The organism is Litoreibacter roseus, from assembly GCF_009811795.1.
GTDB lineage: Bacteria > Pseudomonadota > Alphaproteobacteria > Rhodobacterales > Rhodobacteraceae > Litoreibacter > Litoreibacter roseus.
The window spans coordinates 1-24,937 of the sequence record NZ_BLJE01000006.1; the positions used below are offsets into that span (position 1 = coordinate 1).

Sequence of the window (24,937 nt, forward strand, 5' to 3'; positions counted from 1 at the left end):
CAACGACAATCCAAACAGGTGGTGGAACAACGATCGCGGTTTGCCGGATCGTGTTGAGTGATCCATCTAGATGTCCCGAAAGGGGAAACTGGAGCACGTGCAGCGAACTCATGCTTTGTCCCGCACACCGGACAATGAGCTTGGTGAATGCTGCGACGGCGGCTCCGCGAGACGAAGCTGCCTCTCGCTGCGCCATGCGCCAACAGCTTCACGGGGCCGTTGATTGCTCAGTTCGTAGAGCGCCTCGCAAATTCATCCAGGTTAGGGGAGCCTTGTCTGGCTTCTTCATCAACCTCCCTTTGCATACTAAACCCTCGAATGGTTGGAGGCTGACTTGCCCGAGCCTGAGTCTCCGGTTGGTAGATCGAAAAAATGTGGCATAGCGTTGGCTCTGCTACTCGGCGCAGATGGATGTCAAAGCCGCCCATTCATCCTCGGTGAGGATCGGGTCGTCGGAGAATTCCTTACTTTCGCTTGCGGCCAGTGCGGCTTCGATCCTTCCGTCGTGTGCCGGATGGGTGTGCAGATAGGTCAGGATGCCGGATTGTTCGAGCGTCATCGACTGCATGAGGGTGAAGGCTTCGGCCAGGTTTATAGGGCTGATCCCTGCCTCAGTCAGAATCTCGTGGGCGAATGCGTCAGCTTCCCGTTCCGATTGCCGCCCGAACGAGGAAGCTTGGAGGTTGCTGGTGAAATCCGCGACGACCTGTCCACCTGGGAACGTAGCTAATAGCAGGTCGCCTATCCCGGTCGAGGCTGCGTTGCGCAGGGCGATCGCGGTCATGTGCTTTGCATAGACGTGTCCGACCTCGTGCGCCATGATCGCAGCGAACTGCGCAGGCGTCTCGGTCGCGTCGAACAGCCCCTGATAGACCAGAATGCGGCCTGCAGGGAAGGCGACTGCGTTGGTACTGCGGTTGTCGGTCACTTTGACGTCCAGCTCGAACGGAAGTTCGAAATTGCCGAAAACTCGTACAAAGACCTTGTCCAGCGCGGCGTCCCCTTTGGGCGTCGAGCAGAAACGCATCGGCGCTTCCTGCCTGGCGCTAATGTTGGCGATCCACTTGTCATAAGGTAGATCGGCGATGCGCCTTTCTGCCTCGGCTGACATTATGCCAGCAAGGGAGCGAGACAGATACGGCAGCAGGACCGTTGCGGAAACGGCAACGGCCACGCTGGCTGCGGCTAACCACCCGACATATCGCAACGGGTTGGCAAGCGCAGGGCGCGCATGCAGGTTCGGACATGCCCGTCGCACCGCGGCGACAAGGGCGGAATCGGTCACATGAAGTCGTGCGGCGTCGTCTCGGATGCTGCTGAGCAAAAGCGCGTCTTTGGCACCAGCCTTGCTTTGTGACCGGATATCGGCCAAGGGCCATTCCGCGCGAGGAACGCCATTGACTGAAATCGACAAGCTGTCGGTCTCGATTCTGGCTTGTGCTTCTTGGCTGACAGCCGTCTTTCCATTGAAATAGAACACACTCATATCCCCATCCCCATATCCAGCGCCTCAAACAACCCGCTCGCGCCGGTCTGTGCCTCACCCTCACGCTGTGCAACCCGTGCCATCAACTCGGTGTTCTCCAAGATCACGCTGTCAGCAAAGAGCCGGGTCATCGGCACAAGGACAAAGACGTGGTTTAGGATGCTCCAGACCAGATAGATTACGGCAGTGGTCAAAAAGATAGTGCTCAGAACAATCCACTGGACGGCATTATTGGTAACGAAGTCCATGTATTCCGAGAACTTGAGCCCTGCGAACCCTTGAGTGAAACCATTTGTCACGGCTGCAACTGCAAGCGCCCAGAACAGAAAGACAATCGTGTTTCCGATCATGAACGTGCGAACGATTTTTGCCGTTGGTGGTGCGGCTGCGATCTTCATGTCGCCAGCCTGCTTGCGGTTCATCAGTTCCCGGAAGCTTTCAGCGCGGAAGTAAAGAAAGCCAGCCAGCGCAATCGGGATCGTGCCCCAAAGCCCATACAGAATATGTGGATCCGCAAGGCGGCCCAGCGCGATCACCAGGACCGATGCCACAATGCCGATGAAGAAGTATCGCACATGAGGGAGCAGCATTCTCCAATCGCCGCCTTGTTCCAAATTGACCGAGCCATACCAGGTCCGGTCGGTGAGGTATCTCTCGCGCTGAAAAACCATCCATGGCAGCAGCAGACCCAACGTCGCTACGCTGGCCGCAAGACCCGCAAGCGAGCGCCAAACGAATCCACCGGCCCCGTCTTCCAGCGCGAACCGAATGCCGCGCCAGCGTGTTCGAGAACAGAGATAGGCCCGCGCGCGATATTGCGCATAGAAGGCGAGCGGTAAGAGACCGATGGCTGAGACAATCGCACCGCCATGTTCGGAGTAAACCAGGCTGAAGCTCAGATACATCAAGATGACGTTGACCACGCAGATGTAGAACGCCAGAAATGCAACCGCCATCATGAAACCCAGAAACTTCTCGCTCCCCAGCCCGGTATATTCCAGCGGTTGATCGCCGATCCGGACCGACGACCAGTACCAGCGCCGCAGCCGTGTCTTCATCCACGACTTGTAGAGGCCGGCGGTGAACAACGTTAGCAACGCAGTGATCGACACCTCCTTTGCGAGTTCGGCGCGATTACCGCTGAATTTCACCTTGTATGATGTGTTTTCCAAATGTGCTCCTGCATTCATGTCGGTCCGTTCCAGGCTCTGCTTTACGTCTTAGCTGGCCGCGGTCTTCTGGTCCGCCCGAACGTTGAAGAAGATGGTATATAGCGTTGGCACAACGATCAGGGTCAGGATCGTGGCGAAACTGAGCCCGCAGATGATGACGACCGCGAGGGATTGAAAGAACGGGTCCCACAGCAACGGGATCACACCCAGAACTGTTGTTAGAACACCAAGCGCGACGGGCCTGACCCGGCTGACGGCGGCGTCCACGATAGCCTGCATCGGTCTTTTGCCATCCGCGATCTGGCTGTCGGTCTCGTCGATCAAGACAATCGCGTTTTTGATCAACATGCCTGTCAGTGACAGGATGCCAAGGATGGCCATGAATTCCAGCGCGGTCTGTGTGACGACCAGACCCCATACGACGCCGATCAAAGCAAGGGGCACGGTCAGCCAGATGATCAGCGGCTGGCGTACCGCGTTGAACAGCAGAATGACGACGACGATCATCGCGCCAAAGCCGATGGGCATCGTTGTTGCCAGACCTGCATTCGCTTCCCGGCTGTTGCCGAATTCGCCTTTCCATTCCATCGAATAGCCGGGCGGAAGATCGATCGCCTCGATGGGCGCGCGCACGGCATTGAAGAGATCACCCGAAAGCACATCCGGAGCGTTGTCCGATTGGGCGGTAATGGCTAGCGCCCGGTCGATCCGGCGCAGATTGCCGGCCTCAAAGACCAGCTGAAAATCATCGACGACCTGCGAGATCGGGACATAGCTGCCTGTCACCTGCGAAAAGACCTGGATGTCCCGCAATCCAGCGATGTTGTTGCGGTCCACTTCGAACGGGCGCATCACGACGTTCATCAATTCGTCGCCCTCGCGGTAGACGCCGATCGAAGTGCCGGTCAAATGAGCATAGATCGCGTTCGATATCTCGCCCTGGGTCAGACCCAGCCGGCGGGCGTTTTCGGTGTTTATGAGCGGGCGCATCACTTTGACCTGCTCGCGCCAGTCATTCTTGATCGCGACTGCACCTGCCTGCGCCATTATGGCCTCAGCTGTGCCCGACAATTCGCGCAAGACCGCCGGATTGGGGCCAAAGAACCGTGCCTCGATCTTTGATCCGCCCCCGGGGCCGAGGACGAATTGCCAAACCTTGGAGTTCGAGTCCGGATAGGTCTCGTCAATCCAATTCTGGATTGCCGGGCGCAGATCCGCGATGCTTTGATAGGTATCCACATCCACCAGGATTTGCCCATAGCCGGGGTTCCGATCTTCGGCGGCATAGATCAGCATGAATCTAGTATGGCCGCCGCCCACGACCGTGTTGGTGCCCGTCACCCCGTTCAGCCCGCGAATGTGCTCGGATAGCTCCAGCAGGTCCCGCTCAGTCCGTGCGATGTAAGTGCCTTCCGGCAGGAAGTAGTCCACGACGAACTGCGCCCGAGTCGAGGCGGGGAAAAACCCGGCTGGCACCAAACTGAACCCCAAAACAGCAGATGCGAACAACGCGACCACCAGCGCGACGGTCAAATACCGGACCCGGATCGCGGTGTGCAAAAGGTTGCGATAGCCATTGAGGACGGCGTTTTCCTTGGGCGACTGGCCCTCGCCGGGTTTCAACAGCAGCGTGCAGAAATACGGTGTCAGCCAGATCGCCACTAGCCAAGAGAACAGCAGCGCAATCGTGATCGTATAGAACAGACTGCCGGCATATTCGCCTGTGGAGTCGGGCGAAAATCCGATGGGCGAGAAGGCCAGAAAGCCAACAATGGTGCCGCCCAGAAGCGGCCATTTGGTTTGGTTGACAACAGCGACAGTTGCCTTTGCCGTCTGCTCGCCCCGTTGGACTCGTACCAAGGTGCCCTCGACCACGACGATGGCGTTGTCGACCAGCATCCCAAGCGCGATGATCAAGGCGCCTAGCGAGATACGCTGCATGTCCAGTCCGAAAATATACATGCCGAACAGCGTGCCTGAAACGGTCACCAACAAGATCCCGCCCATCAGCAGCCCCGACCGCAGGCCCATGAAGATCAGAAGTGTGCCGACGACGATGACCAAAGCCAGAACGACATTCATTACGAAGTCGTTGACCGAAGCCTTCACGCTGGCCGACTGATCCGAGATCGGCAGGATGTCTATCCCGATGGGCCGATCCACGGTCAGCGCGTCCATGCGCGCCTTCACGGCGTCGCCCATTGCGACGACATTACCGCCTAAAACGTTCGAGATGCCGATGCCAATTGCCGGTTCTCCATCGCGAAAGAGTAGGTTGGTTGCCGGTTCTCTCAGACCTCGCGAGACGGTCGCAATATCCGATAATCGAAACGATGCTCCGGTCTGGGCGCTGGATATGACAAGGTTTTCGATGGCCGCAGTCGATCCAATCGCCCCCTGTGCGCGTACCGCAATCCGGGTGTCGCCCACGGCCAGCGATCCGCCCGCCGTGACAAGGTTTTGGCCTTCCAGAACGTCGGCGATCTGAGCGGGCTGAAGGCGCAGCTTGATCAGACGCGCGGGCGAGTATTCCACATATATGACTTCATCCTGAACGCCCGTCAGCACGACTTTCGAAACACCATCGATCAGCACCAGTTCACGTTGCAATTGCTTGGCGTAGTTATGCAATTCGGGTAGGGAAAAACCTTCGCCGGTGATCGCGAAATAAAGCGCATAGACATCACCGAAATCGTCATATATTTGCGGGGGCTGGGCATTCGGCGGTAACTGACTCGCACTGTCGTCAATCTTGGCACGCATCTGGGCAAAGCGCTGATAAAGCTGGGGAAAATCTGGAGCCGATGAGATGGTGAATTCAACCGTCACTGTGCTCAGGCCGGGGGAAGAGACGGATTTGATCTCTTTCACGCCCTGTAGCTGCTGCAACGCGCCTTCGATTGTGTCGCTGACCTCATTGGCCACTTCCTCGGCACTGGCGCCCGGGTAAGGTGTGATGATCTGTGCCTGGCGGATGATGAATTCCGGATCCTCGAACCGGGGCAGCGCTGTATAAGCGAACACGCCGGCGGCTAGAATAAGAACAGTGGCCAACGCCGAGATCAGACGTTTTTCCAGCGCAAATCGTGCAAAATCCACGCGCTCAGCCCTCGACTTCGTTGATCGGCCGGATGACCATGCCGTCCTGCAGGCGGGTCACGCCCGCACTGACCACTGTATCGCCGGCCTCAACGCCTGCGGAGACCTGCACATCGCTGCCCTGCACATCGCCCAATGTAACGGGGGTCTTTGCCACTGCGCCGCTGGCCGTATCGACGACCCAGACAAACGGCGCGCCATCGGCATCGGCGTCAACGGCACTCAGCGGGATTTTCGTCACCATCACTTGATCGTTCGTTGCCGTGGCGATGACGTTGCCCACCATGCCCGGCAAGATGTTTGCCCCTTCCGGCAAGGTAACCGCGACGCGCCCGCGATAGGTCTGTGTGGCGGAGTCGGCCTGGGTCGAGAATTCGACCAACTCGGCGTGAAGGAGTTCGTCAGGCAAGGCAGTGAAACTGACGTGCGTATCGACATTCCCGGTGCCCGCAAACGACAGAACGTCGGGGCCGGGCACATCGAAGACCAGATTAACAACCGACAAACGCTGCAAAAGGACGACGTCCTGTCCCGCCTGAATGTTGGTAAAATTCTCCACTTCGCGCCGTGCGATGATGCCGTCAAAGGGAGCACGCAATGTCGCATCCTCCAGATTGTCGCGCGCGGTCTTTATCTGCGTTTCAAGCCCGCGAATGGCCGCCTCGGCCGCTTCGATGTCTTCCGCGCGCCCGCCTGAACGGCCAATCGACAGTTGCTGCAACGCGGCCTGCAACTGTGCTTCGGCGACGCGCTGCGCCGCCCTGTCTTGCTCGACGCGGGCTTCGGCGACAACGCCGCGCTCGGCCAGTCCTTCACTGCGCTGCGCCGCTTCCCGTGCTTGGTCGGCCTGGGCCTGCGCCGCGTCCACGTCCGCTTGAAACGCGGCAATTTCCTCGTCCCGGGCGCCGGTCCGCAGCGCGCTCAGCTCGGCGTTGGCCTGATCCAACTGGCTGGTCAGTTGGGTGATCTGCGCTTCGAAGTCTCGAGGGTCAAGACGCGCAATCACATCGCCGTCAGTCACGAAATCAGACGCCCGCACAGGCAGTTCGATAACCCGGCCTGAGACGCGGAACGATAGAACGGCCTGCTGTGACGGCTCGACAATGGCAGAGTATTGACGTCTGAGCGTGTCTTCTGCCGCCTCAACGATGACCACCTTGGCGGGGCGGGGCGGGGTGTCCTTACTTTGGCCCTGTGACGCGAAAGCGTACATGATCATGCAGCACGACAGGGTGCACCGTCTAAAAAGCATGCGTTTTGCCTCCGCTATGTCTTTTCCACTAAGGAGAATCTATGGCTTATTCGCACCGGTTGGTAAACATAGAGGGTGTTGGGCGATGACGCTGATAGGGCAGATAACATCGGGAACGCTGCTCCTGGTTCTGTGCGCCTTTGCCCATGTGGGCATTATCGTTGGCAGTGTTCCTTGGATCGCAAGACTGGCGCGCCTGGCGGATATGCGGGTGCCCAGAATCAAGGTCGCGCTGCTTATCGGGTTTGCGTTCGTGATGATTGTCTTTGCCCATACACTTCAGGTCTGGGTCTGGGCGGTCTCGTTGCTTTACCTTGACGCCTTGTCGGGGTTCGAAAACGCGCTCTATTTCTCGTTGGTCACCTATACGACGCTGGGCTATGGCGATGTCGTTCTGGCAAAAGAGATGCGTCTTCTGGGGGCGTTTGCGTCTGTCACGGGGCTTCTGACATTCGGGTTGAGCACCGCGTTTCTAGTCGCGCTGGTCACACGGGTCTTGCCGAATTCTCTGGGCGGGGATTGAGCACAATCAGGATTGTCCGCCGGACATGGAGCGTATATATCGTAGCCCGAAAAGTGGTTTCAACGGTCCGGCTCGGCGCACAGCTTCATAAAGGACCACGCTGATCACTACGGCTGATACCACCAGCAAGATATACGACAGAACGGCCGGGATTGCGATATCGCCAGCAAAGCAGCAACGACGTTGTGGACCGGATAATGCAGAATATAGTGTGAAACGGCATGCAAAATTGACCCCGTTGAGGGGGTGATCGGCGTCCAGAAGTGATCACCCTGATAATTCTGTTCAGATGCTTCCCAAAGGGATTGTTGCGTTAAGCGCCAACGTCGGCACATGATCGAGCTTCTGATTGAGGATCATGGGGACTTTTGCGTTAAATTGTTTGGCATCGAATTGCCGATGCATTCTGGCAGGTCTCATGCTGCCTCTTTGAACAGGCTGACCACAAAGCGCACTTCGCCCGCGACGCCCGCTTCCCTGCCGACAACATGCCCTCGCTTGATACTGCGAACAGCCTCGATCCCCTTGAGCGTGTCCTTTGCGGCGCTGAGCGATTTGAAGCCGCGCGCCGGCGTGACCAGTTTCTTGAGCGCGGCATGATCGCTTCTGATCCGGTTGTTCTTCCATTTGCGATCAACGTGCCGGATTTCCTCACCCGGGAACGACCAACGGTTCATCTCGCCAATGACCTTGGCGTAGCTATGAGCCTTGTCCGTGACGATCGTCATCGGCTGGTATAGCCGGGCGTTGTCGCACGCTTGTCGAAAGAACGCCCGGGCCGCTTTTGCATCACGCCGCGCAGTAAGACGAAAATCAATCAACCGGCCATGTTGGTCAACCGCTCGCCAAAGGTAGCGCCATCTGCCGCCGACCCGAACGTAGGTTTCGTCGACGTGCCAGATCAGGCTGCGGCAGGACTTGTGTTTGAATGAGCGTTTGGCGATCTCGGGTCCAAACTTTCGGACCCACCGGTAAATCGTCGCCGCATCGACATGAACGCCGCGCTCCTCGAGCAAATCTTTCACGTCGCGATAGGACAACGCGAACCGGCAGTACCAGCGAACGGCTTGCAAGATGATATCCTTTGGAAAACGGTGACCTTTGAACGGGTTCTTCGGTGCTGGCATGGCATGATCCTCTGTCAGATGCTCGATCATGTGCCGACGTTGGCGCTTAACTCAACAATCCCCGAAGAACGGTTTTACCGCACTCACCCAACCATCTGCCGCCATGGTCTGCAGACCGCCACCAAGCGAAGCCGTAAAGTCCATCTGGATTTCGTCCGTGAATACCGAGCGATGCAGGTCCCAATCCTGCATATCAAAGGCCAACCCGTAATTCGTAATGACCTGGCGGATTTCTTCGCGATCCAGAAGGTTTTGTAGTTTGGTTTCGGTGCTGCTGGCCGGTTCCGCGATCGGGGCTTGCTGTGCGGCGACAAAGGTTGGCAACATGGATGCGGCAACAAGTGTAGCAATGCGGTTCATTCTAACTCTCCTTGGGTGTTTGTTGAGCGATGCGGCGCGGCACAATTGGTGCCGCGCTGATCTATCCGTTTCGGCACATCACCGGGCCAGAAAGCCGCCGTTGATGAACAGGGTCTGCGCGGTCACCCACTGGCTGCTGTCAGAGGCCAGAAAATCAATCAGCGGGACGATGTCGGTGATTTCACCCAGCCGTCCGGCCACGCTCATGTTGCTGAGGTAGGCGGTTGATTGCTCGGTCTCTTCGCCGTGGAAGAATTCGGTATTGATCGGACCAGGAGCAACGACGTTCACCGTCACACCCCGGCTGCCGATTTCCTTCGCCAATGCACGGCTGAAGTCTTCCAGCGGAGCCTTGGACCCGGCATAGACGCCGTACATGCCCGTCGTGGCCCCCAGTAATGTTGTGCCCATGTTGATGATCCGGCCGCCGTCTTCGATGTGTTTGGCCGCTTGTTGCATCGCGAAGAATGCCGCCTTGGTGTTGATACCGAAGGCGCGGTCAAAGTCGGCTTCAGTGATCTCGGTAAAGGGCTTCTTGATGACGACGCCCGCATTGTTGATGACGATGTCGATGCGCCCGAATGCGTCCTTAGCGGCGGCAAAGATCGCGTCGACCGCTGATGCGTCGGACAGATCACCGCTGGTGATCAGGGCGCGCACCCCATGTTCCTGCACGAGGCGAGCCGTTTCTTCGGCGTCTGCTGCCGAGCTGGCTGCGTGGTGATGCACCACGATATCTGCGCCACGGGCCGCAAGGCTGAGCGCAAAGGCGCGGCCCATGTTGCGGGCAGAGCCGGTGATTAGTGCGACCTTACCGGTAAGGTCGCGACCGTAGTTTGCGGATGTGTTTGTTTCGGTTGTCATTTTCTTTCTCCATCTGGTTGGAGACAGGATCATGCCTGTCTTGCCGATGAAGATGGCGCGGCAGCCAATTTTCATGTAGACAGAGATTTGTCATTCACTGCATGCGAAAATCGCAATTTATGTTTGAGACAAATGAACAGCTTTTCCTGCGCGTCGTCGATGCGGGCACCCTCAAAGCCGCTGCGGAACAGATAAACGCCGATCCCTCAGCCGTGAGCCGCAAGATTGCCGCTCTGGAAGATCGACTGAGCGTCAAGCTGCTTCAACGCTCTACCAAGCGCTCAAGACCGACCGAGGAGGGTACTCAGTATTACGAGGGCATGCGGGCCTTGATCGAACAGCAATCAGCGCTTGAGGCCAGGATCGCGGGCACAGCGGACACGCCGACGGGCATGCTGCGTGTCACCGCACCCGTTGATTTCGGGGCCGAGTTTGTCGCGCCGGTCCTCAGTAAGCTTCAAGAGCAAGCACCGAACTTGAAAGTCGAGTTGCTACTCGGGAGCACGTTCTCGGATCTCTTGGAGCAAAACATCGATGTGGCGATCCGTATCGGACGTCTGCCGGACTCCAGCCTTATTGCGCGGCGGCTCGGATCCGTGCCACGGGTCATTGTCGCGTCAAACAGCTATGTGGAGGCCAATGGCATGCCGATGACACCTGCACAGGCAGAAAAGCACCGATTCATCATCTACCGGCCCGAACAGAACAATACGTCAATAAAGATGCGCCAGAACGGAAAACAGGTAACGATGCCTATGTCAGGCAACCTGACAGTGAACAGCGTGGCAGCCATTCGCAAGCTGATCTCAGCGGGCAAAGGTCTGCACTTGGGCCCAACATGGGTATTCAAAGACGGTCTGTCCGAAGGGTCAATTGTACGGGTCCTGCCTGAATATGAGTTGGAGGCCTTTCCGCTACACGCTGTCTATGTACCCTCGAATTATGTGCCAGCCAAAGTGAGGGCCTTCATTGATCTCATGAGGAGGTCCGTTCGGTCCAACACAGCAATTACTGACTGAGCCCAAATCCGTAACGTGCGGTGCGGCCCGAAAGCTGATTTTCAATAATACCAGCTGAACAGCGGCAAAGTCCCACGAACTGTGAATTCTCCATCCCTTGATTTCGCGGTTGCAACGAATGGCCGATCTGCTGCGCCGCACCGCAGCACGCCGACCGGTGGTTGAATGGCCGGTTTGGGCCGTCACCGATGGTCATTCGGAGCCTTGCATCATTCTTTAAAAATCGAGGGTTCGACCCGTCATAGCTGTAACTTGCCGCAACCGCAGCGGATGAATGTTCTGATCCATGCTCTGTTAATCAACCGTCAATTATTCTCGTTTGCTATTTCAAACGTGTTACCGCACCACCCGGGCCAGTCGATGTGGTGCTACCTTTCTGAGAAGGATTTTCTGAGGGTCGTATCGATGGGTTTCAAGAAGTAAGCGAGGACGGTCTGTTCGCCGGTTACAATCTCAGCGACCACAGTCATACCGGAGCGAAGAGCACGCACCTGTTTCTCTTGACCTATAACAGTCTGGTTCAGGCCAATAGCGGCACGAAAGTAGTGCTCACCCGTGACCTCATCAGTAATGGGTACGGGCGACAAGGATAGCAATTGCCCGGTGACCCTGCCAAATCGCCGCGGGTCAAACGTATCTACGCCGATAGACACAGGCTGAGCCATGTCGATATGTCCGATGTCATTGGCGGGAATGCGCGCCTCGACGACCAACCCCCTTTGAGCGGGAACAACTTCGAACAATGTCTCGCCAGGCTCAATTACTTCTCCCAGATTGGGGAAAGCGACAGATTGAACGACGCCGCTTTCGGGGGCCACGACTGACAAGTCGGCATGACGTGCGGTCGTTTCGGCCAGTGCTGCGGCCAGTTCCACCAATGCGTCACCCTTGCTTTGAATTTCGTCACGTGTCCGTTCCCGCAGGTCCAGGTGCGCTTGGTCCCGCTCAGCGGTCGTGCGCGCCAGTGCGCCACGCGCTTCGGCCAGTTCGACGCGCGCAGCGTTCGTCGCCACCTGAAGTGCATTCAGTTGCTCTTGTTCCACCTGAAATTGACGTTCGGTCATTAGGCCCTGTTCGCGTAGCGTGCGTGTTGTATCCATCTGCTTTGATTTGGCCGCGACACGCTGTTCATTGAATGCAAGTGCGGCGGCAAGGACGCTGATCGTTTCGGACTGCCGATCAATTGCAAGTGTCCTGACCGTCTGGTTTTGCACATGCAGGTCGAGCTGGTCGGCCGCACTGTCAAACCCACCGCTGCGCAGGACGTCGACACTGTTCGATGTGAGTGGCGCGCCGGAACTCAACACTGTTTTCAAAGCCCGCAGGTTTTCGAGGCGAAACCGTTCATGTTGTTCCTGCGCGCTCAGGGTCGCGATGTTGCGCAGGAGGTCAGGCTGTTTCAAATCAACCAAAGGGGTGCCTGCGGCCACAAGTTCCCCTTCCACCACATGAATGGCGTCGACAATGCCGCCTTCAAGGGTTTCAACCTGGCTGTAGTTGCCTTGTGGCAGGATTTCGCCAGGTGCGCGCGTCACGTTTGGCATGTTGGTATTGGCGGCCAAAACAATCAGCCCAATGAGCATTGCGCACAAGCTGAACGCGATACGCGCGGCGAGGCGCGGCTGGCGGATCAGCTCTTTTTGCTTTGCGCGGTCTATCGCACCTTTGGCGTGCGGAGGTCCTGTTCTACGTTTCATGACAAATCCTCAAGATTATTTAAAACAGCCATGACTTTTTTGAGCCCTTGTGCGCCCGTGTCATTCACCACAAGCCTTCCCTCATCAAGAAACAGAAAACGATCAGCAAGGTGCAGAAAGGATCGATCAGACGTGGCAATGTATAGGGTGCGCGCGCCTTTCACTTGTTCCACCCATACCTTGAAACCCTTGCGACCTTGATCGTTCAGACCTGCGGTTGGATCGGCAAAAAGATGGATCGGGGCAGACCGGGCGATACTGCGCGCAAGCGACAGCGCCTTGAGCCAATGCTCAGGCAGCGCGCTGGCCGCATCGTCGCGCAATCTGGTTTGGAGGCCCTCTGGCAACTCCTCAAAGTCGCCCTTGAGGCCGACATGCGCTAGGGCAGCTGTCATCTCCGCTTCGGACAGGATTGGGGTGCCGAGACGGAAGTTCTGTGCGACTGTGCCGTAGAAAAAAGCGCTGTTCTGGCGCGCTGACGTCACAGAACGCCGCAATTCGTCCCGCGCGAGTTGGCGCATATCAATGCCATCGATTTCAATTGTTCCAGCCTGAGGCACATAGAGCCCACCAATGAGGTCGAGCAGCGCTGTGCGGCTCGTCCCGGTTCCCATGACCACAACCAGTTCACCGGGTTTGCTGCCAAAGCTGACTTGGTTGAGTAAAGGACTCGTCAGTGGGTCGGGGCGGTATGTGACACCCGAAAACTGAATGGCACCCTCTAGAGTCATTTGATGTAAGGCCGCATGCCCCTGTTCAAACTCCTCAGTCAGGGCAAGCACACGGTCCGCTTGTTTCTGGCTTTTCAAGAACATCAGGATTTGAGGGATATTTGCATGTAGGGCGTGCAAAGGAGCGATGACCTTGGACACCAAGGCGATTACTGCGATCAACCCGCCGAAACTCAAATCGCCCGCCAGCACGGCCTGTGCGCTCAGCACAATTGCAGACACGGTCGCTAATGCCGTCGCGGTCTGCGCGAGCGACTGCATTGATGTCCGGAATTGATGCGCGCGGCCTGATGCCCGTTCAGACACTTCTGTCAAGGGCACACTGCGCAAGCGCCAGATCTCGGCCAGACCCAGATTTACAATTGCACTCTGGTGGTTGATTGCGTCCTGCAAGACCGCCTTGCTGGCCTCGGCTTCGGCGCTGGCCTTGGCATCCAGCCGCTTCTGTATGGGCAACGCCACACAGCTCAGAACAACGAAAAAAGCAATGACGCACAAGGTGAGCACGCCCACTGGAATACTGATATACATAAGGACCGCCAAAAAGATCAGTGCAAAAGGCAGGTCTAGAAGACCGCTCATGACTTGGCCCGTAAACACATCGCGCAGTGCTTCAAATTGGCGGAACCGCGACAGTTGCTGATTGACGCTAGACTTTTGCAGTTGCTGCAAAGGCAGCGCCATAAATTTGCGGAACAGAGCAACTGACAAAGACTGCTCAACCTCGCGTCCCACATAGGCAATGGCGGTGCTGCGCGCAGAGCGAAGGCTGAAATCTGTCGCTAGGATGACGCCCACCCCGATGGCCATCGACACCAGCAGATCAACCGAGCCCGCCGGGATGACGCGATCGTAAATCGCCATGATAAGCAGCGGGGTCAACAGGCCAAGCGCGTTGGTCAGAAACGAAGCGAGGATCAGCCATGGCAGCATGGGTCGTAGCGCGCCAAGCGTTTCGGACACATTTGTTGCGCGCCGGTCTACGCTTTGGCGCTGGTGTGGCTCAATCCGAAGGACCTGCACGATGCGGCGTGTGGCAGAGTGTGTTCGCCGACCTGACGGTTTAGCGCTTTCGATCAAAAGGCCACTGGCTGTCTGATCCAATGCGACGTAAACTGATCCCTTGTCCGGTATCACAAGTGCCGGACATTCAGCTTGTGTGATGTCCGTTTCGCGGCACCGCACCTCCGAAAAGGGAATGCGCATGTTGTTGAGCGTCTGGCGCAGTTCGGCCGGATGCAATTCTTGGGACATGTGCGGAAACGCTTCGAAGACAGTTACGTCATCACTGCGCCAGCCGCCCGCCAACAACACCGTTTGCAACAAAGCGTTCGCCTGTTGGATCGCGATGCCGGTCATGCTGCACCTGCTTCAAGTCTGCGTGCCGCCTGCGCATCGGCCCGTGCGTCTGCATCCCATGCGGCCAAATCCGCTTCATTTGCGGGTCCAATCGACAGAATATCGTCAGCGAGACGTTTCATGCGGGGGTCTAGGCTGGCCATCAATATGGTCGGGCGCGATGGCAGGCTGGCGAGGCACTTGCTGAGCGCTTCGCGTTCGGGTGTTTCCAAAAAACTGGTTGGCTCGTCCATCAGCAAGACCTTGGGTTGCAGTGCCAGCACGCGCACCAGCGCAATCAATTGCCGATTGACGCGGTCCAGTTCAAAAATATTGCTGGTGTTCAACTCGGTCAGATACCCGGCCGGTTGCCGGAAGATTCGCCGCTCCAGACCAAGCTGTCGTGCGAAGCACTTGGCCCGCTCGATCTGTTCGGCATCGCCAAAGGCACTGATATTGTCCAGCACAGTGCCTGTGAAGATCGCTGGCGCACGCTCCAGCACGACCAACGCAGATGCACCGCGTTCTGACAGCCGGTCGACAGCCATCAACTCGTCAATAAGAATGCTGCCGCCGTGGGGGGAGGCCTGACCTGTGATCGCATCAATCAGAGATGCCATGGCCCATTCTTGTTGCGGCTCGACCAAGACAGTTGATCCTGCCGGGATAACTTTGGAGATCGGCGCTGTGCTGCCAGCTTCGCCCAAAACAACTTCTCTCAAGACAATGTCGCCCCGCAAGGGTTGCACCGGACGCTCGGGCGTATGCGGGCTTTCCAAAGCGTCCATCTTTTCCAGCATGCGCCGCGACACAGAGATCATCTCTGATTGAACGCGCAGCGTAACAAGCCGCGTAAGCGGTTGGATGATCCGGCCATTCAGCATCATGCAGGCTGCCAGCTCAGCGATGCCAATGGATCGCTGAATAACCAGAAAGGCTCCGAACAAGCCAATGCCGGCAATCGACAATTGCGAAATGATTGATCCAAAGCTCTGTGCAAATCCTGAGAACAGAATCAGCTTGTGGCTGGTTTCAACTGTCTGACCCTGCAGCCTTTCGAACCGGCGGGTCATCTGCGGCTCCATCGTGTTCGATTTGACTGTCGCGATCTTGGACAACACGTCTGATAGGAACGAATAGCGCCGTTCATCCAACGCTTTGCGATTGTCAAAGATAGAGCCCTGCGCGGACTTCATGATGGCGGCAAAGACCAGCACCGCCAGAAGACATGCCAGCGGAACCATGACCAGCCACCCGCCAATCAGAGCAACCATTGCAAAGAATACGGCGGTGAATGGCAAATCTATCGCAAGCGCTTGGTTCTGGCCGGAAAAGTGGTCACGCAATCGGGTAACCGCCCCGTATCGCTCAAGGTGTAAGGCCGCGGGAATGTTGGCAAATTTGCGCACGTTGGCCGCGCTGACCCGATTGAGAAATCGCATATGGTTGTCAACCGCCGCCCGCTCTGCGGCTGCGTTCAGAACGACCGATCGTGACCAGCGCAATATAAATTCCAACCCTGTAGACGCGCACAGCAACAAGGTCAGCAGACTAAGTGTTTCATAAGACTGAAACGGGATAACGCGGTCAAAAATCAGCAAGATTGTCACGGGCGTCAGCAATGCAAGGGTATTGAGCGCCAAAGACGCTGCAATAATAGGACCATCTATGCGGAGGCCACCAACGCGACCTCTCCATGTGTCATTGAGCATGTTTGCAGAGCCACCTTAGAAACACCCTTCACTTGGCACGCTGATCATTGCTCGATGGTAAATTCTCAAAGAAAAGATCGACAGTATTTCAATCAATTGCTTCGGAATAAAGAAACGGATCGTCAACGATGTCCTGATAGCCCGAGATTCATTCAGAGTGAATATTTTAGTGAGGGTCGCCGTGATGAAACCATCTGACAACGTTTTTGGAGAAGGTCGCACCGAACAGGACAGGCCCGACGACAAAGAACAACTCGCGGATGCGTTTTCCAGAGCGACGACAGTGACGGAAGAGGATCAGACGCGTAGCGCCCTACACTATGGCAGCGAAGAAAACGGCACCCTCGGTCGCAGCGGACAACCCGGTGCCCGGTCCTCGGGGAACGAGCCATGGGGTCGCATTACACCCGACACTAAGAACAGTGAAGGAGATGGCGGGGACAGCTTCCCAGCCCGTCATCAGAGCAGCACCAACGATGGCTCAGAGCCAGGCGCGGCCCAACAAATTCCTACAGAGATTCCGGTTCAAATCGACGCTCCTGAACCCGCGCAAGAGCGTGGACAGCCTGAAAGTGTTACGCCTGCGGATAGTCTCGCAACGACGGGTTCGGACATAACTCAATCGGCACCAAATGCTCAAACCGGCGCATTGGGTTTCGTTTCCATTGAACAACCAGCTTCTGATCCACAACAGATCGACGATGCCGAAAACACTCCTAATCGCGCGCCTGAACAGATCGAGCTTTCCAACATGGCGGTGGCCGAGAATGCCAGTGGCGCTGTGGTCGGCACGCTGTCGGTCATTGATCCCGATGCGGATGATCAACACAGCTTTGACGTGTCCGATGATCGCTTTGAAGTCGTAGACGGCGCATTGCAGCTCAAGCCGGGGATCAGCCTTGATAACGAAGATGCCGCCCGGATCGAGGTCGAGGTCACCGTCACCGACAGCGCTGGCGCGTCCCTCACCCAGAGCTTTGCCCTTGAAGTTTTGGAAGTGCCAGATGTCTCGATCATGTCTGGCTTCGAAGCTGAGTATTTTGACGTTGACCACAGGTTGTCCGAGTTAAATGACATTGACTGGTCCGGCCCACCGACCCATCAGGAGGTGACATCGGAAATCAACTACACCAACGGGCGCGGCTCCTTTTGGGACGGTGGATCCACTGACACGTTTGGCGTAAAAATCTCAGGCAACGTCGAGGTTGAGGAGGCCGGAAGCTTTACTTTTTTGCTGGGCGGGGACGACGGGGCGATGCTTTTTGTCAACGGCGAGCCTGTTGTGAACAACGACGGATTGCACGGGTTCAGGACACGTACGGGCGAGATCGAACTCGAACCGGGCACCCACCACATCGAGGTCCGTTACTTCGAGAACTATGGCCGTGCTGGTCTGAAGCTGGAGTGGGAAGGCCCTGGGATTGACGGCCGCGAACTTGTGGCTTCACCTGATCAAGATGCTTTGCAAACGATTGGCGGGATCCCTTTGACTGTCGATCTGGATATTGATCAGGCCGCCTTAGGTCCCGAGGACACGGTCAAGCTTACAGCGCTTCCCGAAGGCACTGTTGTGTCAGCTGGCGACATATCGATCACGGTGGACGATGCGGGTGTGGCCGACCTCACAGGCTTGGACACGCACATCATGTCCATCACCCCATCGCCAGATTTTGTCGGACAGATTGACGCCGAAATTATTATCACCGTGCACGACGTATCCGGCCAGTCCGCAAGGTCCGCACATCCGCTGACCTTTGACGTCAACGAAGCCAACTTGAACGCTCCAGAGGCCACGATGGTTGGCGGCTTCAAGGCGAGCTACTTCGATGTCGATCACAGCTTGCGCGAGATCGCTGACATCGATTGGGACAGCGATCCAACCCATCAGGAATTTGTGCAGGACATCAATTATGTCAACGGCAAGGGGTCATTCTGGGCCGGCGGATCTACCGATACGTTCGGGGCAAAACTGGAAGGGCAGATTACTGTCAAAGAGGGGGGTGACTACACATTCTTTGCTGGCGGTGATGACGGTCTGATCGTTTACATCAATGGAGAACCGCTGATCAACAATGATGGGTTACACGGCTTTCGAACCCGCTCTGGCGAAATTGATCTGGAACCCGGCACATATGACATCGAAGTCCAATACTTTGAAAATTACGGCCATGCCGGACTGAAGCTGGAATGGGAAGGTCCCGATACAGAGGGGCGTCAGCTTGTCACCTCCGACCTCGATACCGCTGTTGACGAAAACGCTACACTCGAGGTCGGGCTTGATATCGGCGATGCCAGCGATGCGGCAATGATTTCAATCGACGGGCTTCCTGCCAATACAATTTTGCACATTGGGGACGTGTCCATCGTAACGGATGGGAAACCTGCAGACTTGACAGGTCTAGACGTGGAGGTGCTGGAAATTTCGCCTCCCCCAGGTTTTGAAGGTGTCATCGAAGGACACATTTCGCTGACCGACAAAGCGTTCAACGGGGCAGAAGTAAGCACACACACACCCTATTCGCTGACTGTTGGCGATGCTGAAATTGCTTCTGAACAGCAAAATCAGGATGACGATCTTTTGCAGCAAAGCGGCGCGAACCAACAGGGTTGGGACGCCGAGATGGACCAAAGTGCTGAGGGTTTTTTGGAGGGCGATGTGATGTCAGAAAGTGTGCCGCAACATTCAAGCGACGAGATCGCTGCAGTCAGCACTGATACCTATGAGCGGGTCGATTGGTAGCTATTACAGATCTGTCGTACTAAGGTGGCGCGTCACATTGGATTGGCAAGTCAAGACGTGGTGGGTTCGGCGGGCCATGTCGTGCGGGTTCTGACAGCCGCGATGTTCAAAGGGAGTGAGGTACCCAATATCGCAACCTCCGCCGCAATACTAATTGCGGGTCGTGCTACATTCGCTTGCTCTCATACACCGGCATTTCCTCCACCCAGATCCTTGAGTCCATCTGTGAATCACGCTGTGCTCGCTAACATCGCGGCTGTGCTTTTGATGCCTGTCGTTGGTAGGTTAAAGACCCACCCTGAACGGCGCTTTCTTGAGTGTACAAATCGAAGTTTTTGAGCGATGAATTCGCCACATCATACATTCCAACAAGTTCTGAGTCGCGGCAGAGAGCGTCTATAAACAGCGACATAGACGATCAGTGATTTTGACGATAGCCGGCATCCATGTCGGATGTTTAAATTACTGGTTTTGTCCGTAGACAGTCAGTTCGCTGGCACATCATTTCCGCACTGCAGCGAACGTCTCCTTCGGCGGGCCGCGCCGCAGCATAGCCGAGGGTAGGTCAATGGCAGCTATGGGCCGGGCTTGAATGCGGCCAGAGTCGCCTGCCGCATGGATGCTGCGGTTGCTCCGAGGTCGGCACAGAGCCCTCTTTACCTGATGCTGCACTTCGCACGAATGTCCGAATGGTGGGCATAACTCTACGTGCCCGATTTGATGCCTGAATTGAGAAGCCCCATCTCTATTGCCCAGTCTGAAACCACTTTGATATGGCCGAGATGGGGTGTTTCGTCTGCTTTCAATACCGAAAGGTAGTTATGAAGTATCTTCGAAGCTTCTTCATCATCCCCTCGGGCTGCCAAGATGCAGACCGCTAGAAGAGGCTTTGGTGTTTCAAAAAAGAAATGTGTGTTTTCTGATGTTGATAACGGCTTTCGGGCGTCAAATCTTCCACTTAGTGGCGTGACGTCTAATATGGGATCATAGCTTTCGAAGAGTGCTAACATCTCCAGCGCAGTGTTCAGATGTGGGATAATCAAGTCAAGATTAGCCGCAACCGTTCTAATGCTCTGATAGTTCTGGGGAAATTGTCCGCGAACTGCACAAAGGTAGTCCGGCACCCATTTCGGATCGATTACATTCTTTCGATAGAGTTCTGCTTCCGGAATGTAGCAACCAGCGTGAACGTAGAATTTGCCGTGATCGCATGAATAAGCCCCAACAGAGAAAATTGAAAGTTGGTGGATCAAGCCATTCTCCAGCCTCCGATTGAAGCCGTTGCGTCGTTTTTTATACCCAAGAGGTTTAAGGGTTTGCGCCATGAAGGCTGCTATTTTCTTTGTATCTTCTGCAAAAGAAGCTGGTTGATCGAAAAGGGTCAATTGCGCCTCTTTCATTCTAATCGCAGAGCTGACGTACTCTGCAACAGAGCATGCACTACTTGCCTATCCTTTGTAAAATTCGATCTTCCGAACCAGACATTGGCGCAGCCGCAGCGAAGGTCCGAAAAGTCCCGCAGACTGTCAGTTCGCTTGTGCTGAGATCTTGCAATCGTAGCGAACGGCTGGTTCGACGGGGCCGCGGCGCAGCATCTGATATCGTCAACGGACGGCGGCTTTGGGCCGTCCCCGCCTACCGAGAGCCGCAGACCGAGCTGATGCCGCGGCTGCTCCGATGACAGCAACGAGCCCCAGGAGGACTGTGAAATGGTGTTGCGCTTTCTTGTTGCTCAATTCCGCGATCTTGCAACAAGGTTTTGACACATTGCATCTTCAGGCGGACATGTTGGTTCGAAGCCATTCAATCTAAGAAGAAAAGCGATTACAGAGACTTACAAAACCTCACTATGCCACTCAGTATTGCGCAACCGGACGTTTTCGCACGGCCCACTATCTCAATAGGCTCCAGACCAAGCATTGCTGCTGTTCCGAGAGGTCACACCCGCCGCATTCGGCACGCTCAAGCCGTTTCAGACCGACGTGCCGCTAGCCTGCACCCATCTGATCGATCACTCCATGGTGCGTGCGCGTCCGGCCACCCGCACCGCCGCCCCGACCTTCGCGGTCAGCCTCACGTCAATCACCGAGGGCGCACCCATGTCCTCGCCCTGGCGGATCGTGAAGCGACCCCCGTGGGGCCATCCGAGGTCGCGCAAATAGCCCGCGAAGGCTGCCGCTGCCGCGCCGGTGGCGGGGTCCTCAAGTACACCGCCGGACGCGAAGGCGTTGCGGGCTGTGAAGGCCTGATCACCCTCGACATGGACCAGCATGATCGTCACCAATCCGTGCCGCCGCATGATGTCGCGCCCAGCACCCAGATCGTAGTCCATCGCCGCAAGCGTAACGCGGTTGCTCAGCGCGAGCACGACGTGGTCCGCGCCGCCGTGGATGCGCGCCGGGGGCAGGCGATCGTCCAGATCCGTCTCCGCCAGACCGAACAGGGCGAGCGCATCGTCACGCTCCTCGGCGGTCGCCGGGCGGCTACGGGTTGGCGGAGAAGTCAGGGTCGCCGCCATGCCCGTCGCAGTCGCCTCCGTATCGACACTGATGGCCGCGTCGTTCAGCGTTAGCCGATAAGTCCCGGGGCCGTACCGCTCTCCCAAGACCGCGCCGAGCGCAATGGTTGCGTGGCCGCAGAACGGCACCTCGGACTCGGGCGAGAAGTAGCGCACGCGCCAGTCGTCTGTGCCGTCGCCCTGCCGCGCGGCGAAGGCGGTCTCGGAATAGCCGACCTCGGCGGCGATGCGCGCCATCTCGGCCTCGGCGGCCGGTGCGTCAAGCAGGACGACGCCTGCCGGGTTCCCGCCCCGACCGTCTTGAGCGAAGGCGGCGATACGTTGGACGTCCATAGTCTATCCTTTCGTTTTCGGTTGACGAACAGCATAGGCGCCGTCGGTATGGCCGTACCGGCGATACTGAAGGCCGAGACGACAAATGGTCTTTCCTTCTGCCGGTCAAAGCGGCAACCTGCCAGCATGTCAAAGCCTCTCGATCAGATCGACCACGCGATCATCGCCGCGCTCGACGCCGACGGCCGCGCGAGCTTGGCGGAGATCGGGAAGCAGGTCGGCCTGTCCGGCCCGTCGGTCGGGGAACGGTTGCGCCGCCTACGCGACGACGGCGTGATCGAGGGGTTCGGCGTCCGCGTGGACCCGGACGCCCTCGGCTACACGCTGGAGGCCATCATACGGATCAAGCCGCGATCCCGGCAGATGCACCTGGTCGAGCAAATGATCCGCGACGAGCCGCGCTTCACCGCTTGCGACCGCGTGACAGGGGAGGATTGCTTCGTCGCCCGCCTCGCCCTCCTCAGCGTGGCGGAGCTGGACGCCATCCTGTTGCCTCTTCACGAGCGGGCGGAGACGCATACCGCCGTCGTCAAGTCATCCCTCCTTCGCGGCCGGATGCCCGAACTGGCGCCGCGGCGCCGGGACGAGGCTGCGCGATGACCTCAGATTCTGCTCCGCTCTTCCGACCGCTCGAACTGCCCTGTGGCGTGGTCCTTCCCAACCGGATCGCGAAGGCTGCCATGTCGGACTCACTTGGCGACGGGCGGGGCAATCCCACGGCGACGCAGATGCGGCTGTACGAGCGATGGGCCGCGGGCGGGATCGGGCTGTCGATCATCGGCGAGGTGCAAGGCGACCCGCGCCATGCCGAGAAGCCGGGCAACCTCGTCCTGGGCGACCTATCCGACCATACGGCCTTCCGCGAACTGGTCCGGCGGGGGTCGGCGGATGGCACGCACCTGTGGGCGCAGCTCGGCCATGCGGGGGCGATGACGCATCCGCCCATCGGCACGCCGAAGGGGCCGAGCGCGCTGGACCTGCCCGGCTTGACCAGCGTGGCGCTGACGGCGACGGAGATCGCGGCCCTTCCGGACGCCTTCGCGCGTACCGCCCAGCTGGCACGCGACCTGGGCTTCGGGGGCGTGGAGGTCCACGCCGCGCACGGCTTCCTGCTCAGCCAGTTCCTGTCCCCGCTCTTCAACCGCCGGACCGATGCCCATGGCGGCACCATTGCCAACCGGATGCGGCTATTGCTCGACGTAATCGCGGCCGTGCGGTCTGCCGTCGGAACGCGCTTTCCCATCGGCGTCAAGCTAAACGCGACGGACCAGTTGGAGGGCGGGCTGACGCCCGAGGACGCGCTGGAGGTGGTCGCCGCCCTCGACAGTGCGGGGATCGACCTGATCGACGTGAGCGGCGGCACCTACTTCCCCGGTGCGCGCGCCGTCTCCGACGCGGGCGGGTCGGGCGCCTACTTCCTCGACTTCGCGCAGGCCGCCCGGGACCGGACGGACGTGCCGCTGATGGTCACTGGCGGGTTCAAGACGCGCGCCGCCGCCATCGACGCCGTAACCGGCGGCGGTGCCGACGTAGTCGGCCTGGCCCGTGTCCTTGTGCTCGATCCTGACTTGCCCGAGCGGTGGCGCGGCGGTGGCGATTTCGACCCGATCTTCCCTCGCTTCCCCGATCCGCCTGAGGGTGGCATTACGGCTTGGTACACCATGCAGCTGACCGCGCTTGGGGAAGATCGTGAGGGGCCGGAGTGCGATTTGAGCGTAGCCATCGCTGCCTACGAGACGCGGGATACGGATCGCGTGACCCGGTGGAACGAACGATTCTCAGCAGTGCGGTAGGGCCGTTCCTAGAGTTCGTTTCACGAGTATGTCCATCCAGAACGACTTGTTGCGAAAACCAGCGAAATCGCGCGAGCGCCACGTAGTCTCTATCTCCCTGCCATGTCCGCGACGGCACCGCGCCGAGACAGCAACTTTGGGTTGGCGATGGCGAGGACAGACACGAGGATCAGCACGCAGCCGATGACTGCAGCGACGGTCGGAACTTCCGCGAAGACTGCGACGCCCACGATGATCCCGAACACTGGCTGTAGCGCGAGGAGGTTGTTCGTCACCACGCCTTTGAGCTGCGGGATGGCGTAGTTGGTGCCCAGGAGGAAACCGATATTCGCTAGCCCGGCGGCAAGACCGACACCGAGGAGGTAGATCGTGAGGCCCGGCACGCGTCCCGTCCAGAGGCACCACGCGGCGGCTGCGAGCGCCATGACAATTACGGCGACCATTAGCATCAGGAACGTCGTTTCGTAGTTCGTCAGGTGCGGCGATTGCCACTTCCGCGCGAGGATGCCCCAGGACATGAACAGCGTTGCCAGAAGCGCGCAGAGCATCGGCCAGTCAAGTATCAAACCAAGCGCGGCACCTGCGCCTGTCCCGGCCAGGATCGTCAGAGCCGCGCCGACGAAGGCGAGCGTCACGAACATCCCGTCCCGCACGGACATCCGCTCTCCGAACATCACCACACTCAGGACGGCGGGGGTTGGGAGGGCCATAATCACGGCAGCGGAAGCGTAATTGCCCTCCACGAACGCCACCGTTCCAAGAGAAATCGCGATCACGAACATCGCGACGGCGCGGGCGGCCGTCAGGCGAAGGTCCGATCTCGGCGCGGTGCGGAATTTACCGAAGTCGATGATCCGCCAGCACACACAAAGAAGGACAACCGCTCCTATCAGCGACCGAAGCGCGACCTGTTCAACAACGTTGAGGCCTGTGGCCAGCTCCCGCGCGAAGACACCCATGATCGAGCCAATAAACGCCGCGCCGCCCAGCGCGAGCATGGGGAGCGTCTTTGGCGGTTCGGGTGCTGTCTTTTCCACGGTAACCTCAATGTCGGATGCTGCCGAGGCGCAGGTTTCACCCTTGCGCTTGGCTTCAAAACCACTCATATAGTCACTTAGCGAAGTGTAAATGTAAAGCGGCGATTATCCGACTGCGCTATGCTCGCTTCGAACC

General features: G+C 57.9%; 18 protein-coding genes. 5 read left to right on the plus strand and 13 right to left on the minus strand.

From position 1 onward, the window contains the following. Positions 1-394: 394 nt before the first annotated feature. The 4 genes from KIN_RS18965 to KIN_RS18980 are packed head-to-tail and all read right to left on the minus strand — an operon-like array spanning position 395 to position 7,009. Positions 395-1,486: a M48 family metallopeptidase gene (locus KIN_RS18965; RefSeq protein WP_159810072.1), complete on the minus strand. Its 1,092-nt coding sequence runs from the start codon at positions 1,484-1,486 to the stop codon at positions 395-397. Then, entirely contained in the window at positions 1,483-2,658 is a 1,176-nt protein-coding gene (locus KIN_RS18970) for a DUF898 family protein (protein ID WP_159810074.1), read from the minus strand. The genes KIN_RS18965 and KIN_RS18970 overlap by 4 nt, the downstream gene beginning before the upstream one ends. Before the next feature lie 48 nt (positions 2,659-2,706). Further along, positions 2,707-5,757 (minus strand): efflux RND transporter permease subunit, encoded by a 3,051-nt coding sequence (locus KIN_RS18975; protein ID WP_159810076.1) that lies wholly within the window; start codon positions 5,755-5,757, stop codon positions 2,707-2,709. 4 nt (positions 5,758-5,761) lie between these two features. After that, a complete protein-coding gene (locus KIN_RS18980; RefSeq protein WP_159810078.1) occupies positions 5,762-7,009 on the minus strand; it encodes an efflux RND transporter periplasmic adaptor subunit in 1,248 nt (415 codons plus the stop codon). Positions 7,010-7,094: 85 nt separating this feature from the next. Here KIN_RS18980 and KIN_RS18985 point away from each other — a divergent pair, with 85 nt between their 5' ends. After that, complete coding sequence (locus tag KIN_RS18985; protein ID WP_159810080.1) at positions 7,095-7,532, plus strand: ion channel; 438 nt, start codon at positions 7,095-7,097, stop codon at positions 7,530-7,532. A 416-nt stretch (positions 7,533-7,948) separates the two neighbouring features. Here KIN_RS18985 and KIN_RS18990 read toward each other — a convergent pair whose 3' ends face one another. The 3 genes from KIN_RS18990 to KIN_RS19000 form a co-directional block, all read right to left on the minus strand. Continuing rightward, complete coding sequence (locus KIN_RS18990; RefSeq protein ID WP_159810082.1) at positions 7,949-8,659, minus strand: IS6 family transposase; 711 nt, start codon at positions 8,657-8,659, stop codon at positions 7,949-7,951. 51 nt (positions 8,660-8,710) lie between these two features. Then, a complete protein-coding gene (locus KIN_RS18995) occupies positions 8,711-9,019 on the minus strand; it encodes a nuclear transport factor 2 family protein (protein WP_159810084.1) in 309 nt (102 codons plus the stop codon). Positions 9,020-9,097: 78 nt separating this feature from the next. Next, entirely contained in the window at positions 9,098-9,883 is a 786-nt protein-coding gene (locus tag KIN_RS19000) for an SDR family oxidoreductase (RefSeq protein WP_159810086.1), read from the minus strand. A gap of 119 nt (positions 9,884-10,002) precedes the next feature. Between KIN_RS19000 and KIN_RS19005 the strand changes: the two genes are divergently transcribed. Continuing rightward, entirely contained in the window at positions 10,003-10,902 is a 900-nt protein-coding gene (locus KIN_RS19005; protein WP_159810088.1) for a LysR family transcriptional regulator, read from the plus strand. A 368-nt stretch (positions 10,903-11,270) separates the two neighbouring features. Here KIN_RS19005 and KIN_RS19010 read toward each other — a convergent pair whose 3' ends face one another. The 3 genes from KIN_RS19010 to KIN_RS19020 are packed head-to-tail and all read right to left on the minus strand — an operon-like array spanning position 11,271 to position 16,380. Continuing rightward, on the minus strand, positions 11,271-12,599 hold the full coding sequence (locus KIN_RS19010) for an HlyD family type I secretion periplasmic adaptor subunit (protein WP_159810090.1): 1,329 nt from the start codon (positions 12,597-12,599) through the stop codon (positions 11,271-11,273). Then, complete coding sequence (locus tag KIN_RS19015) at positions 12,596-14,689, minus strand: peptidase domain-containing ABC transporter (RefSeq protein ID WP_159810092.1); 2,094 nt, start codon at positions 14,687-14,689, stop codon at positions 12,596-12,598. The genes KIN_RS19010 and KIN_RS19015 overlap by 4 nt, the downstream gene beginning before the upstream one ends. Continuing rightward, positions 14,686-16,380 (minus strand): ABC transporter transmembrane domain-containing protein, encoded by a 1,695-nt coding sequence (locus tag KIN_RS19020; protein ID WP_159810094.1) that lies wholly within the window; start codon positions 16,378-16,380, stop codon positions 14,686-14,688. Before KIN_RS19020 ends, KIN_RS19015 begins: the two co-directional genes overlap by 4 nt. A gap of 184 nt (positions 16,381-16,564) precedes the next feature. Between KIN_RS19020 and KIN_RS19025 the strand changes: the two genes are divergently transcribed. Continuing rightward, a complete protein-coding gene (locus KIN_RS19025; RefSeq protein WP_159810096.1) occupies positions 16,565-19,120 on the plus strand; it encodes a PA14 domain-containing protein in 2,556 nt (851 codons plus the stop codon). 704 nt (positions 19,121-19,824) lie between these two features. Here KIN_RS19025 and KIN_RS19030 read toward each other — a convergent pair. Further along, on the minus strand, positions 19,825-20,520 hold the full coding sequence (locus KIN_RS19030) for a DUF4304 domain-containing protein (RefSeq protein WP_159810098.1): 696 nt from the start codon (positions 20,518-20,520) through the stop codon (positions 19,825-19,827). 611 nt (positions 20,521-21,131) lie between these two features. Further along, positions 21,132-21,971, minus strand: coding sequence for a PhzF family phenazine biosynthesis protein (locus KIN_RS19035; protein WP_159810100.1), 840 nt, complete (start codon positions 21,969-21,971; stop codon positions 21,132-21,134). Positions 21,972-22,019: 48 nt separating this feature from the next. Here KIN_RS19035 and KIN_RS19040 point away from each other — a divergent pair, with 48 nt between their 5' ends. Continuing rightward, positions 22,020-22,571, plus strand: a complete 552-nt coding sequence (locus KIN_RS19040) for an Lrp/AsnC family transcriptional regulator (RefSeq protein WP_243144980.1) — start codon at positions 22,020-22,022, stop codon at positions 22,569-22,571. After that, positions 22,568-23,764, plus strand: a complete 1,197-nt coding sequence (locus KIN_RS19045; protein ID WP_159810102.1) for an NADH:flavin oxidoreductase/NADH oxidase family protein — start codon at positions 22,568-22,570, stop codon at positions 23,762-23,764. Before KIN_RS19040 ends, KIN_RS19045 begins: the two co-directional genes overlap by 4 nt. A gap of 89 nt (positions 23,765-23,853) precedes the next feature. Here KIN_RS19045 and KIN_RS19050 read toward each other — a convergent pair whose 3' ends face one another. Next, positions 23,854-24,870, minus strand: a complete 1,017-nt coding sequence (locus KIN_RS19050) for a DMT family transporter (protein WP_159810104.1) — start codon at positions 24,868-24,870, stop codon at positions 23,854-23,856. Positions 24,871-24,937 lie beyond the last annotated feature (67 nt).

What these genes read in the sequence shown, in the direction of transcription:
- KIN_RS18985 (WP_159810080.1), top strand. Translation starts at nt 7,095, where the DNA reads ATGACGCTGATAGGGCAGATAACATCGGGAACGCTGCTCCTGGTTCTG.
- KIN_RS19005 (WP_159810088.1), top strand. Translation starts at nt 10,003, where the DNA reads ATGTTTGAGACAAATGAACAGCTTTTCCTGCGCGTCGTCGATGCGGGC.
- KIN_RS19050 (WP_159810104.1), bottom strand. Translation starts at nt 24,870, where the DNA reads ATGAGTGGTTTTGAAGCCAAGCGCAAGGGTGAAACCTGCGCCTCGGCA.
- KIN_RS19030 (WP_159810098.1), bottom strand. Translation starts at nt 20,520, where the DNA reads ATGAAAGAGGCGCAATTGACCCTTTTCGATCAACCAGCTTCTTTTGCA.
- KIN_RS19015 (WP_159810092.1), bottom strand. Translation starts at nt 14,689, where the DNA reads ATGACCGGCATCGCGATCCAACAGGCGAACGCTTTGTTGCAAACGGTG.
- KIN_RS18995 (WP_159810084.1), bottom strand. Translation starts at nt 9,019, where the DNA reads ATGAACCGCATTGCTACACTTGTTGCCGCATCCATGTTGCCAACCTTT.
- KIN_RS18965 (WP_159810072.1), bottom strand. Translation starts at nt 1,486, where the DNA reads ATGAGTGTGTTCTATTTCAATGGAAAGACGGCTGTCAGCCAAGAAGCA.
- KIN_RS19040 (WP_243144980.1), top strand. Translation starts at nt 22,020, where the DNA reads ATGGCCGTACCGGCGATACTGAAGGCCGAGACGACAAATGGTCTTTCC.
- KIN_RS19020 (WP_159810094.1), bottom strand. Translation starts at nt 16,380, where the DNA reads ATGCTCAATGACACATGGAGAGGTCGCGTTGGTGGCCTCCGCATAGAT.
- KIN_RS19000 (WP_159810086.1), bottom strand. Translation starts at nt 9,883, where the DNA reads ATGACAACCGAAACAAACACATCCGCAAACTACGGTCGCGACCTTACC.
- KIN_RS18990 (WP_159810082.1), bottom strand. Translation starts at nt 8,659, where the DNA reads ATGCCAGCACCGAAGAACCCGTTCAAAGGTCACCGTTTTCCAAAGGAT.
- KIN_RS19010 (WP_159810090.1), bottom strand. Translation starts at nt 12,599, where the DNA reads ATGAAACGTAGAACAGGACCTCCGCACGCCAAAGGTGCGATAGACCGC.
- KIN_RS19035 (WP_159810100.1), bottom strand. Translation starts at nt 21,971, where the DNA reads ATGGACGTCCAACGTATCGCCGCCTTCGCTCAAGACGGTCGGGGCGGG.
- KIN_RS18980 (WP_159810078.1), bottom strand. Translation starts at nt 7,009, where the DNA reads ATGCTTTTTAGACGGTGCACCCTGTCGTGCTGCATGATCATGTACGCT.
- KIN_RS19025 (WP_159810096.1), top strand. Translation starts at nt 16,565, where the DNA reads ATGAAACCATCTGACAACGTTTTTGGAGAAGGTCGCACCGAACAGGAC.
- KIN_RS19045 (WP_159810102.1), top strand. Translation starts at nt 22,568, where the DNA reads ATGACCTCAGATTCTGCTCCGCTCTTCCGACCGCTCGAACTGCCCTGT.